This is a genomic window from Paraburkholderia phenoliruptrix (genome assembly GCF_047325075.1).
GTDB classification, from domain to species: Bacteria; Pseudomonadota; Gammaproteobacteria; order Burkholderiales; family Burkholderiaceae; genus Paraburkholderia; species Paraburkholderia phenoliruptrix.
In genome coordinates this window covers 2775134-2788072 of the sequence record NZ_CP168531.1, presented here as the reverse complement: position 1 = coordinate 2788072, position 12939 = coordinate 2775134, and the positions used below count along the sequence as shown (strand labels likewise).

Annotated in this window: 13 protein-coding genes; 10 read left to right on the top strand and 3 right to left on the bottom strand. The window is 63.3% G+C overall.

The genetic code is table 11. The features are described from left to right. Window positions 1-9: 9 nt before the first annotated feature. From ACEN8U_RS24570 to ACEN8U_RS24560, 3 genes are all read right to left on the bottom strand, one after another. On the bottom strand, window positions 10-1152 hold the full coding sequence (locus tag ACEN8U_RS24570; RefSeq protein WP_310110631.1) for a Re/Si-specific NAD(P)(+) transhydrogenase subunit alpha: 1143 nt from the start codon (window positions 1150-1152) through the stop codon (window positions 10-12). 133 nt (window positions 1153-1285) lie between these two features. Continuing rightward, window positions 1286-2395, bottom strand: coding sequence for a porin (locus ACEN8U_RS24565; RefSeq protein WP_310110635.1), 1110 nt, complete (start codon window positions 2393-2395; stop codon window positions 1286-1288). Window positions 2396-2530: 135 nt separating this feature from the next. Continuing rightward, window positions 2531-3739, bottom strand: coding sequence for an aspartate transaminase (locus ACEN8U_RS24560; RefSeq protein ID WP_310110637.1), 1209 nt, complete (start codon window positions 3737-3739; stop codon window positions 2531-2533). A 272-nt stretch (window positions 3740-4011) separates the two neighbouring features. Between ACEN8U_RS24560 and nac the strand changes: the two genes are divergently transcribed. The 10 genes from nac to ACEN8U_RS24510 all read left to right on the top strand — a co-directional run bounded on the left by nac (window position 4012) and on the right by ACEN8U_RS24510 (window position 12939). Continuing rightward, window positions 4012-4938 (top strand): nitrogen assimilation transcriptional regulator NAC, encoded by a 927-nt coding sequence (gene nac, locus ACEN8U_RS24555; RefSeq protein WP_310110639.1) that lies wholly within the window; start codon window positions 4012-4014, stop codon window positions 4936-4938. A gap of 124 nt (window positions 4939-5062) precedes the next feature. Then, complete coding sequence (gene accB / locus ACEN8U_RS24550) at window positions 5063-5551, top strand: acetyl-CoA carboxylase biotin carboxyl carrier protein (protein WP_310110641.1); 489 nt, start codon at window positions 5063-5065, stop codon at window positions 5549-5551. Between the two features lie 6 nt (window positions 5552-5557). Further along, complete coding sequence (gene accC, locus ACEN8U_RS24545; RefSeq protein ID WP_310110644.1) at window positions 5558-6922, top strand: acetyl-CoA carboxylase biotin carboxylase subunit; 1365 nt, start codon at window positions 5558-5560, stop codon at window positions 6920-6922. 70 nt (window positions 6923-6992) lie between these two features. Next, window positions 6993-7664, top strand: a complete 672-nt coding sequence (pxpB, locus tag ACEN8U_RS24540; protein ID WP_310110646.1) for a 5-oxoprolinase subunit PxpB — start codon at window positions 6993-6995, stop codon at window positions 7662-7664. Beyond that, window positions 7661-8668 (top strand): biotin-dependent carboxyltransferase family protein, encoded by a 1008-nt coding sequence (locus tag ACEN8U_RS24535; protein WP_310110649.1) that lies wholly within the window; start codon window positions 7661-7663, stop codon window positions 8666-8668. The genes pxpB and ACEN8U_RS24535 overlap by 4 nt, the downstream gene beginning before the upstream one ends. A gap of 3 nt (window positions 8669-8671) precedes the next feature. After that, on the top strand, window positions 8672-9130 hold the full coding sequence (locus ACEN8U_RS24530; RefSeq protein ID WP_310110651.1) for a hypothetical protein: 459 nt from the start codon (window positions 8672-8674) through the stop codon (window positions 9128-9130). A gap of 45 nt (window positions 9131-9175) precedes the next feature. Then, window positions 9176-9943, top strand: a complete 768-nt coding sequence (locus ACEN8U_RS24525) for a 5-oxoprolinase subunit PxpA (protein ID WP_310110652.1) — start codon at window positions 9176-9178, stop codon at window positions 9941-9943. Between the two features lie 199 nt (window positions 9944-10142). After that, window positions 10143-10901 carry an SDR family oxidoreductase gene (locus ACEN8U_RS24520; protein ID WP_310110655.1) on the top strand — a complete coding sequence of 253 codons (759 nt, stop codon included), beginning with the start codon at window positions 10143-10145 and terminating at the stop codon, window positions 10899-10901. 48 nt (window positions 10902-10949) lie between these two features. Then, complete coding sequence (locus tag ACEN8U_RS24515) at window positions 10950-11960, top strand: D-glycerate dehydrogenase (RefSeq protein ID WP_310110657.1); 1011 nt, start codon at window positions 10950-10952, stop codon at window positions 11958-11960. Window positions 11961-12237: 277 nt separating this feature from the next. Beyond that, window positions 12238-12939 carry an amino acid ABC transporter permease gene (locus ACEN8U_RS24510; protein ID WP_310110659.1) on the top strand — a complete coding sequence of 234 codons (702 nt, stop codon included), beginning with the start codon at window positions 12238-12240 and terminating at the stop codon, window positions 12937-12939.

Sequence of the window (12939 nt, the reverse complement as noted above, 5' to 3'; positions counted from 1 at the left end):
CTCATGTCCCTAGGCGGTTTTCAGCAGCGCGGCGTCGTGACCGAGCAACGTCGCGGCGATGATGTCGTCGCTCGTGTCGATACTGAGTTTTCGTTCGCTGTCCATAATCAGCTTCAGAAAGTCGAGAACGTTGCGCGCGTAGAGCGCGGAGGCGTCCGTTGCCACCATCGCCGGAAGATTCGTGTAGCCGGCGATCTGCACCCCGTGGCGCAGCACGACGGCATCGGCTTCAGTCAATGGACAGTTGCCGGCGCGCCGCTCGCCGACATGCGGACCTTTGCCGGCAGCGAGATCGACGATCACTGAGCCCGCTTTCATCGCGCGGACAGTCTCCTCGTCGATCAAGGTCGGCGCGGTGCGCCCCGGAATCAGCGCGGTCGTAATGACGATGTCGGCCAGCTTTGCCCGCTCGTGAACCAACGCGCCCTGCCGCGCGAGCCATGAGGGTGGCATGGGGCGCGCATAGCCGCCCACGCCTTCGGCGGCGGCACGCTCTTCGTCGGTTTCGCAGGGCACGTCGAGAAACTTTGCCCCGAGCGATTCGATTTGTTCCTTGACGGCGGGCCGCACGTCGGACGCCTCGATCACCGCGCCGAGCCGCTTCGCCGTGGCAATCGCCTGCAGCCCCGCGACGCCCGCGCCGAGCACGAGCACGCGCGCCGCTTTCACCGTGCCGGCGGCTGTCATCAGCATTGGCATGAATCGTTGATAAAGACTCGCGGCTAGCAGCACGGCCTTGTACCCTGCAATGTTCGCCTGCGAGGACAGCACGTCCATGCTTTGCGCGCGCGTCGAACGCGGAATCGATTCAAGTGCAAAAGCTTGCACCCCCGCAGCGTGGATGCGTGCGGCCTGGTCCACATCGAACGGATTAAGCATGCCGATGAGAACCGTGCCGCGCCGCATGGCGTCGAGCTCTGCTTCAGTCGGCGTTTGTACCTTCAGCACGACATCGGCGGCAAATGCTTGCGCCGCACTGCAGACCGTTGCGCCGGCTGCGGCATAGGCGGTGTCAGTGTAGTGAGCAAGGGCGCCTGCGGCGCTCTGCACCAATACGGTGTGCCCGAGGGCGGTGAGTGTCTTGACCGTTTCGGGCGTGGCGGCGACACGCGTCTCACCGGCGCGGCTTTCGGCAGGGACGCCGATTCTCATGGCTGGTTTCTCCTCAAATGGGATGAAGCAGGCAGCGAGCATGCGGCCCGCGTCGGCGCGCGACGCCGCATGTCTGATGACGAGCACTGCCCGGCCTCGCACAACGCGGGGCAGTCGTTCGGTCGTGCAGGCGTCAGAACTTGTGACGCAAACCGATCGCTGCTTCGAACAGCGAGTTGTAGCCGAAGAACGGCTGATTGGATCCCGATGCCGCAGCAAGCGTGGTCCACGCGCCCGTGAGATGGTTGTAGTCCACGCCGACGTAGACGTCGGTGCGCTTGCTCAGCAGATAGTCGAGTGTCGGGCCGCCGGTGATGCGCGTGCCGCTCTGTCCCGCGTGATGCACGAAGTCGACGTAAAGCGGCAGGTCGAGAATGAGCGCAGGTGTCATGTAGTACTGCAGCGCGGTCGAGAACGAGTCGTTCCGATAGTCCGCCGGATAAACGTGGCTGTAGATATACGAGCCGAAGACCTTCGCGGCGCCGAACTTATAGGTGGCGCCCACTGTGAATATTTTCTGCGAGCTGTCCGGAATCGTCACACCGAAATAGGTGCTGCCGTACGCGGTGGTGGCGGGCGTGAGGCCGCCGATGTTGTTCACGACCTGATACGCCGCCCCGACGCTCAGCGGCCCATTGTCATAGGAGAGGCTGAGCGCCGGGGACGAGTTCTGATGGATGCTGCCCGCCACGCCGCCGAACGTGTAAGCGCCCTTGAACGTGAAGCCGGCGAGCGCGGGCGACGTATAGCGCACCGTGTTGTCGAGACGTCCTCCGCCCGTCAGCCCCGCGCCCTGAAAGCCGATGGTGCCGGTGTAGTTGGCGAACGCGTAGATGTCGTGCGTCCAGCCCATTTCATGAACCAGCGTGTATTGGCGGCCCATGGTCAATGTGCCGTAGGGGCTCGTGAGTCCGACCATGGCAGTGCGCCCGAAGAGGCGCGCCGTGCCCGAAGGCGTGGATTGCTGCGTGACGCCGGTGTTCGGCGTGAAGCCGCCTTCGAGCTGAAAAATGGCCGCGAGACCGCCGCCCAGATCTTCCGTGCCCTGCATGCCCCAGCGGCTGCCCTGAATCTCGCCGCCGCTACCCATTGTAAAAAGCTTACCGCCGGATTTGTTCTGGTGAGTGTCGAAGCGCACCGCTTCGTCGATGATGCCGTACAGTGTGACGCTCGATTGAGCGTGCACTCCGCCTGAAATGGCCAGACCCAATCCAGTTAGTATCCCTAAGGTATGCTTTTTCACGAGTAGATCCCCTTGCAGATTGACGGAAAAAAAGAAAGCTCCAAACCGGCTGCGGCATCCTCGCGGTGCGGCATGCCTTTTTTTCAGGCGGCTGGCGCTATGTCGTTACCTTCTGTCGCGCGCCGCCGCCGTCTCTCAACTCAAAGCGGCAACCGCCGCTGCGATTTTCCTGCAGCCTTCGTCGATGATTTCGATGCGCGTTGCAATCGACATACGGAAGAACGGCGAAACGCCATAGGCGGTGCCGGCGATCAGTGCGACGCCCGCGTGTTCGAGCAGATACAGCACGACATCGACGTCGTTGTCGAGGCTCTTGCCGTCGGGCGTCGTGCGGCCGATCATGCCGCTGCAGTTGACGTAGAGATAAAACGCGCCGCCCGGCGTCTTGCAACTGATGCCTGGAATCGCATTGAGCGCTTTCAGCGCGTGATCGCGTCGCTCCTTGTAAATGCGCACGGACTGCTGCACGAACGTCTGATCGCCGGTCAACGCGGCGAGCGCGGCGGCCTGGCTTATCGAGCAGGCGTTACTCGTGGATTGCGACTGGAGTGTTTCCAGTGCGCCGATCAGATCGGCGGGGCCGGCCACATAGCCGATGCGCCAGCCGGTCATCGCGTAGGTCTTTGAGACACCGTTGATGACCAGCGTACGCGAGCTCAGCTGAGGTTCGATAGCGAGCAGATGTTGCGGCGCGCCGGCCTCGAAGCGAATGTGTTCGTAGATGTCGTCCATCATCACAAGCACGTGCGGGTGGCGCAGCAGTACATTCGCGAGGGCGCGCAGCTCGGCCGTGCTATAGCTGGCGCCCGTCGGATTGGTCGGCGAATTGATGATGAGCCAGCGCGTGCGCGGCGTGATCGCTTTTTCCAGCACGGCGGGCGTGAGCTTGAAGCTGTCGGCTTCCGTGCAGGGCACGACGACCGGCGTGCCGTCGCAGGCCAGTGTCATGTCCGGATAGGACACCCAGTATGGAGCCGGAATGAGCACTTCGTCGCCGGGTTCGACCGTCACGGCGAGCGCGTTGAAGATCGCATGCTTCGCGCCGCAGGTCACGATAATGTGCTTCGGATCATACGAGAGGCCGTTTTCGCGCTGCAGCTTCTGGGCGATGGCGGCGCGCAGCGCCGGCGTACCGGCCGTTTGCGTGTAGCGGGTTTCGCCCCGCGCCATGGCCTCGATCGCGGCCTCGCGGATATGCGCGGGTGTATCGAAGTCAGGCTCGCCCACCACGAGATTGACGATGGTCTTTCCCTCACGCCGCAGTTCCGCGGCCCGGTCGGCGGCGGCGCTGCTCGGTGACGGTTTGATTCTCTGAACACGGGCGGCGATGCGCGATGCACTCACACTCAACTCCTCAGCGGCTTTTGACAGCATTCACATTAAGCGCGCGAAAAAGTTCAAGCCAAGATGACTTTCCGCTGGTGCAATAACATCCGCTTATGACGCCGCGTCGACGCGCGCGTCCGGTTCCGGAGCGCGCGATCCATGAGGGAATACGCTGATTAGCAGACCTTTTTTGCGCAGGGCGCAACCGCACACCGGATTTTTGCGGACTGTGCGCGAAGGGGCGCTTGGCCTATCATGGTTGCCATCACTAACGTTGAGACGCGAATACCGTGAACCTGCGGCGTTTGAAGTATTTCGTGAAGATCGTCGACATTGGCAGCCTCACCCAGGCTGCGGAAGTGCTTCACATTGCACAGCCGGCGCTGAGCCAGCAACTCATCACACTTGAAGACGAGTTTCAGCAACAGCTGCTCGTGCGCACGAAGCGCGGCGTCACCGCCACCGAGGCGGGCGCCACGCTGTATCGCCACGCGCAGTTGATCCTGCGTCAGTACGAGCAGGCTCAGGCCGACGTGAAAAGCGCCGGCCAGACGCTGTCGGGTCAGGTCTCGGTCGGGTTGGCGCCCGGCACCGGCGCGTCGGCGCTGTCATTGCCGCTGTTGCGCACCGTGCGGGCCCGGCATCCGGACATCCTGCTGTACATCAACGAGAACTTCGGCACCACACTCAGCGAACTGATCATGAACGGGCGCATGGACATGGCTGTGCTGTACGGCGACAAGCCGGTGCACGGCCTGTCGTTCCAGCTTCTGATGAACGAGGAGCTGTTCCTCGTTGCGCCGCGCAGCATGGGCATCGCGCAGGATCAGATAGGCGTGACGGAGCTTCGCGACGTGCCGTTGCTCCTGCCGCGTCCGTACAACTATCTGCGCAAATACGTCGACGAAGGCTTCGCGCGCGTGCAAATGATTCCGAAGGTGGTGGCGGAAATCGAATCGGCGTCTACGCTCTCGGCAGCGGTGGGCGCGGGCATCGGCGCGACCATTCTGCCGGATTCGACAGCCAGGGTCGTGGCGGTCGCCGGGGACATTGTGCAATGCCGCATCGTCTCGCCGGTCATCAAGATTCCGTTGTCGGTCTGCCTCTCCGATCATTTGCCGCTCTCCGAGCCCGCCGCGGCGGTCAAGGACATTCTGCTGGAACTGGCGGGCGACCTCGCGCTCGACGTTCGTTTCGAGCCCGGCGCGGATACATAAGCGCATCTTATCGCTACAAAGCCAAACGGTCTTGGCGCAATTCTTATGCGCCGGATACATTGAGTTCATTGTCGAGCGCGCCCGCCGGTCAAGGGCGCGCGTCCCACCGGCCACGGACTCTAAGATGGATCTCCAGAAGATTAAGGCGCTGATCGACCTGTTGGCGGACTCCCCGCTCGCGAAGCTCGAAGTGATCGAGGGCGACGCACGGGTCAAGCTTGTCAAGGCGAAGCGAGGCGCAAAGCAGGGCGTTGCACACGCGAGCGCAGCGGGCGCTCCCGTGAGCGGCGCGGCGCTGCCGGCGTCGGTGCAAAGCGGCGCCGACGAAGCCGCGCGTACCCCCGCTCTGCCGTTCCCGGCACCTTCAGTCGCCAAGGAACCGCATTGCGTGCGCGCGCCGATGTTCGGCGTCGTTCATCTGACGCCCGCGCCCGGCGAGCCGCCGTTCGTGACGCCAGGCGATACGATCGGGGAAGGTCAGGTGCTTTGCACCATCGAAGCGATGAAGATGTTCAACGCGATCGAAGCGGAAACGGGCGGCGCCATCCTGGAGGTGCTGGTTGCGCCAGGTAGCGAGGTGGAACCTGGCCAGCCGCTTTTCCGGATTGGCTAGACGACCATGTTCGACAAGGTACTGATTGCCAACCGCGGCGAGATCGCGCTGCGAATCCAGCGGGCCTGCCGTGAGCTGGGCCTCAAAACGGTCGCGGTCTACTCGGAGGCGGATGCCGAGGCGCGCCACGTGCGTCTCGCTGACGAAGCGTTGTGCATCGGCCCGGCGTCACCGGCACAAAGCTATCTGGATGGCGCGGCGATCCTCTTTGCCGCACACGCGAGCGGCGCGCAGGCCATTCATCCGGGCTATGGCTTTCTTTCGGAGAACGCGGACTTTGCCGCGGACGTAGAGGCAGCGGGCCTGGTTTTTATCGGGCCTGCCGCGCAAACCATTCGCACGATGGGCGACAAGGTCGCCGCAAAACGCGCGATGCGCGCGGCCGGTGTGCCATGCGTGCCGGGCCCAGACGGCAGCCTGTCCGACGAGCCGGCGGAGATTCTGCGTGTCGCCGAAGAGATCGGTTACCCGGTCATCGTGAAATCGGCGGGCGGGGGCGGGGGGCGCGGTATGCGCGTCGTGCCGGGCCCCGACCAGTTGCTCGATGCCGTTTCAGTAACGCGCGAGGAGGCGCGCCGCGCCTTCGGCAAGCCGCAACTGTATGTGGAAAAGTTTCTTGAGCATCCGCGTCATGTCGAAATCCAGGTGCTGTGCGATACGCATGGCAATGCACTATGGCTCGGGTCGCGCGACTGCTCGTTGCAGCGGCGTCATCAGAAGGTAGTGGAGGAAGCGCCAGCGCCGGGCATCGACGCTGGCATGGTCCGGCAAGTCGGCGAGCGCTGCGTGGAGGCATGCAGGCACACGGGTTATCGCGGCGTGGGCACGTTCGAATTCCTGTTCGAGAACGGCCAGTTCTATTTCATCGAAATGAACACACGCCTGCAGGTCGAGCATCCCGTCACGGAGATGACGTCGGGCATCGACATCGTCCGCGAACAGATTCGCGTCGCACAGGGGCATGCACTGACCGTTCGTCAGTCGGACATTCGCTCGGTTGGCCATTCGTTCGAATGCCGCATCAACGCCGAAGATCCGCTTATGTTCGCGCCGTGTCCCGGCACGGTGTCCATGTGGGAACAGCCCGGCGGCAATGGCGTACGGGTCGACTCTCACATCAGCGGCGGTGTGCGCGTGCCGCCGTACTACGACTCGCTCATTGCCAAGCTCATTACGCACGGCGCCACGCGTGACGAAGCGCTCGCGCGCATGCGTGTTGCGCTGTCGGAAATGCGCGTGGAAGGCATTCGCACGAACGTGCCCTTGCATCAGGCCATGTTCGACGACGAGGCATTTTGCGCAGGGGGCGTCGACATCCACTATCTCGAGCATTGGCTGGCGAGGAGAAAAAACCATGACGCTGACCGTTGAGCCTGCGTCGATCGCGCATGCGGACGCCGCGAGGCCGCCGCGTCGGAACGCACCAAGGACCGCTGTTGCAATGAACCACGACGAATCCGATGAGCCGCTGCGCGTGAGCATGCTGGGTACGACCGCCTTGCTCTTCGAAGCGCCAGGTGCGCTCGATCTGCACGTGCAGCGCCGTATCTGGACGCTCGCGCGCGAGGTAGAAACATGGCCGGGCGTGCGCGAAGCCGTGCCGGGCGTCACTAACCTGATGCTGACGTTCGCTACGCCGCCGGCAGACCCCGAGTCGCTGGGCGAGGCGTTGCGCGATGCATGGGCCGCGGCGGGCGAGCTGCAGATCGAGGGCAAAGTGGTGGAATTGCCGGTGCAATACGGCGGCGAGTTCGGGCCGCATCTGCAAGACGTGGTGAATCACACCGGCCTGTGCGTCGATGATGTCGTGCAGTTGCATTGCGCGCCGCTCTATACGGTCTACGCGCTCGGCAGCCACCCCGGTTATTGCTATCTGGGCGGCATGGACCCGCGCATCGCGACGCCGCGGCGCAAGGTGCCGGTGCTCGGGTTGCCCGGCGGCGCCGTGTCGATCGGCGGCGTGCAGACGGGCGTGTCCGCATCGACGGGACCTAGCGGCTGGAACACGATCGGTCACACGTCGATGTCTTTCTTCGACCCGGCGCGCGAGCATCCCGCCACGCTCGCGCCGGGCGACATGATCCGCTTCCGCGTCGAGAGGGTTGCATCGTGATCGAGATCCTGTCTTCTTCGGCGCTTGCGACCGTGCAGGACCAGGGGCGCGAAGGCTATCTGCGATATGGCGTCGGCACGGCCGGCGCGATGGACCGGCTTGCGCTCGCAGTCGGCAATCTGCTGCTCGGCAATCCCGACGACGCAGCGGGCATCGAGATTCCCATGTTCCCCTTTCGTGTGCGCTTTCTGGCGGACATGGCCTTTGCAATCACGGGCGCGGACTGTCCCGCGCGCCTTAACGAGCGGGCCCTGTTGCCGTGGTGGACGGTGCAAGCCAAAGAGGGCGACGTGCTCACCATCGGTGTGCCGACAAGCGGAACGCGCTGCTATCTGACACTCGCGGGCGGGGTGGATGTGCCTGTGGTGCTCGGCTCGCGCAGCACGCAGCTGCGCGGTCAGTTCGGCGGCTACGACGGCCGTCAGCTGCAAAAGGGCGATGTGCTGAAGGCCGTGGGCGAGGGCGCCCGCACCATGCCGCTCGATGCACCGCGTGCTGCGGGTTTCGGCACCGTGCCGCCGGAATTCACATTGCCTGCGGCTTCCGCGCTGCCTGGTGCGACAGCCGACGAAACCGCGGTGCGCGTGCTGCCCGCTGCGGAATACGAGTGCTACTGCCCGGAGTCGCTCGAGGCGTTCTGGCGCGAGGGTTGGAAAGTGACGCCGCAAAGCGATCGCTATGGGTATCGCCTCGCCGGTCCGACGCTCACGGCGATGCACGCCGTCGAGAAGCGCTCGCATGGCATCGTGCCCGGTGTGATTCAGGTGCCGCACAACGGGCATCCGATCATCCAGCTACGCGATGCACAGCCGTCGGGCGGTTACCCGAAGATCGGCACCGTCATCGAGGCGGATTTATGGCGCCTCGCGCAGGCGCGCATCGGTACGAAAATCCGCTTTGTTCAGACGACCTATCCGGAAGCCGTCGCGGCGCTGGAAGAACTGGGGGGCTACCTCGCCAGGGTGCGCAATCTCGTCGAGTTGTTCCGCTCTTCCAGACACTGAGACATGACAGAAAAAAACGAAGTGGATATTGGCGAGCTTCGGCAGATTACGTCGTGGCTGGCCGCCGCCGACGTCGAATTCATCGAAATTGGCAGGCCCGCCGCGACCGTTCGCCTGACGATGGAGAAGCCACCCCGCACGAAGCTGCGGACGCGAACGGTTCATGCGCCCGACGATGCCGACGGTGCGAGTGAGCCGCCCATTGCTGCAAGCGCGTCGAGCGTCGCCGTTACGGCGCATTGCGCGGGCATTTTTCTCGTGACGCATCCGGCGCGCTCCACGCCGCTTGTCAGCGTCGGTGCGCGCGTCGATGGGGGCGAGATTGTCGGCTTGCTGCGGATCGCGCAGTTGTGCGTGCCGGTTCTCGCGCCCGTAGACGGGGTGGTGGTGGGCACGCTCGTCGCGCATGGCGCAACGGTCGGCTATGGAACACGCCTGATCGAGCTCGCGCCATCCGCATGAAGAATGGGTCAGCGCACGTCAGCGCTTGAGGAACGGAGAGTGAAGATGGAAATCGACCTGAACGCGGACCTGGGTGAAGGCTTTGGCCCCTACCGCATGGGCGAAGACGAGGCGATGCTCGACATCGTGTCGTCCGCCAACGTGGCCTGCGGCTATCACGCCGGTGACCCCGTCATCATGGACACAACGGTGCGCATGGCTCTCACGCGCGGCGTCGAAGTCGGCGCGCACGTTGGTTTTCCCGACCTGCTGGGCTTTGGCCGTAGGCAGATCCAGGCCGATCCGCTGGAGCTCGCCAATTACATCCTGTATCAGATGGGCGCGCTCGCGGGCATCGCGAAGGCCGCAGGGCACCGCGTCACGCATATGAGCTTTCACGGCGCGCTCGGAAACATGGCCGCGGCTTCGTACGAACTCGCCGAGCCGCTGGTGCGGGCCGTCGCCGAGTTCGACCGCGAGCTCATCATCAGCGTGTCGACGAACACGCAGATAGAACGCGCCGCGGATCGTCTCGGCGTGCGCATCGCCAACACATTTCTCGCCGACCGTGCATACGACGATCAAGGCGCGCTGGTCTCGCGCAAACTCGCGGGCGCGGTGATCAAGGACAGGGCGGCGGTCCTTGCGCGTGTCAAGCAACTGCTGGAGGAAGGCACCATCACGACGGTTACCGGCAACAAGCTGAAGATTGCGGTTCAGTCGATCCTGCTGCATGGCGACACGCCAGGTGCCGTCGAACTGGCGCGCACGGTGCGCGGCGTGATCGAAGCGGCGGGCGGACGGGTCGTGCCGGTCTCGCGCCTTACGCGCTAGACACGCGCGCGAGGCGACCGGGGCAACATGGTTTCAACCATAAGGCCCGCTTATCGCTTCAAACCCAATCCGTCTTTGTTGCGCGCTTTCGCGGCGTATAGATTGTTAGGAGTCGATTGATAAAAAGCCGATTGGCAACAGGCTTTATCGCACGCCTTTTCGCGAGGCGACATTTGAGAACTACAGACTGAGGTCATTCATGCCGTTTTCAGACTACAAGACCGCGCTGGTCACGGGCGCTTCGACAGGAATGGGCGCTGCCATTGTCGAGCGCTTTTGTCGCGAGGGACTCGAAGTGCATGCGCTCGCGCGCAACGGCGATCGTCTGAATGAGCTTGCCGCGCGCACCGGCTGCATTGCGCATGCAATCGACGTGTGCGATCTGCACGCCGTGACGACGCTCACACAGCAGGTGCCGTTCGATATCGTCGTGAACAACGCGGGCGTATCGCGCAAGGGTTCGATTCTCGATGCGGGTGTCGAGGACATCGACGTGCAAGTGGAGGTGAATCTGCAAGCCGTGCTGCACCTCGTGCGGCTCACCATGCCGGGCATGGTGGCACGCGACCGCGGCCATATCGTCAACATCAGCTCCATTGCGGCGATCTATAACTTCAACGGCAACTCCATCTATCACGCGACGAAGGCCGGCATACACGCGCTGTCGCGCCAGCTGCGGGTCGACGCCACGGGCAAGCGTGTGCGCGTGACCGAGATCTGCCCCGGCCGTGTCGCGACTGATATTTTCGGCCATGTGCACGGCGACATCGAGGAAGCGCGAAAGAAGTTCATTGACGGCTTCGAGTTGCCTCAGCCGTCCGACATCGCGGATGCGATTGCGTTTGCGATAGCCGTGCCGCTCGCGGTCAACATCAGCAACATGGAGATCCTGCCGACGTTGCAAGTGCCGGGCGGGCTCACCACCATCAAGCGCGAGCCGTCCGCTCACGGTGAGTAAGCCCGCCGTTCGCGAGAACGTCATCTGAGTCTACTAAGGAGGCCTTTCATGCGAGCATCGGTACTCGTTACCCGTGCGTCATTTCCGGACATCGTCGAGCGCCTGCGCGCGGACTTCGACGTGACCGACAATCCGGACGACACCATCTGGACCCAAGCCGAGCTGATCGAGCGCCTGCAGGGCAAGGAGGGCGCGATAACGGCCGGCAGCGACCGAATCGATGCCACGTTGCTGGATGCCTGCCCGCAACTGAAGGCGGTCTGCAACATCGGCGTGGGCTACAACAACGTCGATGTCGATGCGTGCACCGCGCGCGGCGTACTCGTCACGAATACGCCGGACGTGCTCACGGATACTACGGCCGACTTCGGCTTCGCGCTGATGATGGCCACCGCGCGGCGCATCGCGGAGTCGGAGCACTTTCTGCGTGCGGGCGAATGGACGAAGACCGGCCGCTACGACATGTTCGTCGGCAGCGACGTGCATGGCTCGACACTCGGCATTCTCGGCATGGGGCGCATTGGTCAGGCCATTGCGCGGCGCGGTGCATTTGGCTTCGGCATGCGCGTCATCTATCACAACCGCTCGCGACTCGCGCCTGAAGTGGAAGAGGGCTGCCACGCGCGCTATGTCGACAAGGAAGCACTGCTGCGTGAGTCGGATCATCTGATTGTCGTCGTGCCGTATTCGGCCAGCTCGCATCATGCAATCGGCGCGGCGGAGTTAAAGCAGATGAAGTCGTCCGCCACGCTCACGAATATCGCGCGCGGCGGCGTGGTGGACGACGCGGCGCTCGCCGTCGCGCTTCATGAAGGCAGCATCGCGGCCGCGGGTCTCGACGTATTCGAAGGTGAACCGCTCGTGTGTCCGGCGCTGCTCGCGCAAAAGAACGTGGTGCTGACACCGCATATCGGCAGTGCGTCGGTCAATACGCGGCGCGCCATGGCTGCGCTCTGCGTCGACAACCTGATCGCGGCGCTGGGACGTGGTCCTCTCGCCGGCAAGCCTCCCACGCCGATCAATCCGCAGGTGCTCGCGGGCCCGGCGGCGATTGTTTGATCTGGACCGGCGCAGCGTGTTGCGCCGGTTCGACTCGTATAAGTCGCGCTCGTTCAGACGGGCGCGGTGACCGATGAGGCGCCCGCAGAGGCCCCACATACCGGAGACATACATCATGCAGCATGCTGCCTTGAGCGCTGCCCACGGCGATCTACCTCGTCCTCGCCATCCGTCATTCCCGAAACTTATTGCACCAGAAGAAAGGCCTCTGCCAGGGCGTTTTTTTGCGGGCTAGTATGGATTCAACGAGGACGCCGCGAAGGCAGGGACGCGCAACATGAAACTTCATTTTGACCTGGCCACGGTGCTGCAAGGCGACTATGGCGTGCTGTTCCTTCATGGGATTGAGCTGACGCTCGCCATGGCCGCGCTGGCATGGGTGCTTTCGTTGATCGTGGGCGTACTGCTCTCTGTGATCCGTCTCACGAATAACCGTCTTGCGACCTCGTTTGTCGCGACGTTCGTTGCATACCATCGCAATGTGCCTATGCTCGTGCAGATTCTGTTCTGGTACTTCGGCATCTCGAACATTTTGCCGGCTTCTTTACAAGCGCTGCTGAATCACTACAACGGCCAGTTTGTTTTCGCGGTGATCGCGATTGGACTGTGCAGCGGGGCGTATCTCTCTGAAGACATTCGCAGTGGGCTGCGCGCCATTCCGTATGGCCAATATGAAGCGTCCCGTGCGCTCGGACTGAATTTCCTGACCGGCATGCGTCATGTCGTGCTGCCGCAGGCGCTGCGCAATGCAATTCCGCCGATGGTCAATCACGCGGTGCTGCTCTTCAAAAACACGAGTCTTGCCATGGCGATTGGCGCAGCGGAGTTGACGTACGTGACCCGGCAGGTCGAGAACGAAACGTTCCTCTCTTTCGAGTCGTACTTTGTCGCCACGGCGGTGTATCTCGGTCTTTCGCTTGTCATCATGCTGTGCGGTGCGAAGATCGCCATGCACTACCGCATTCCGGGAGTGAAGTGA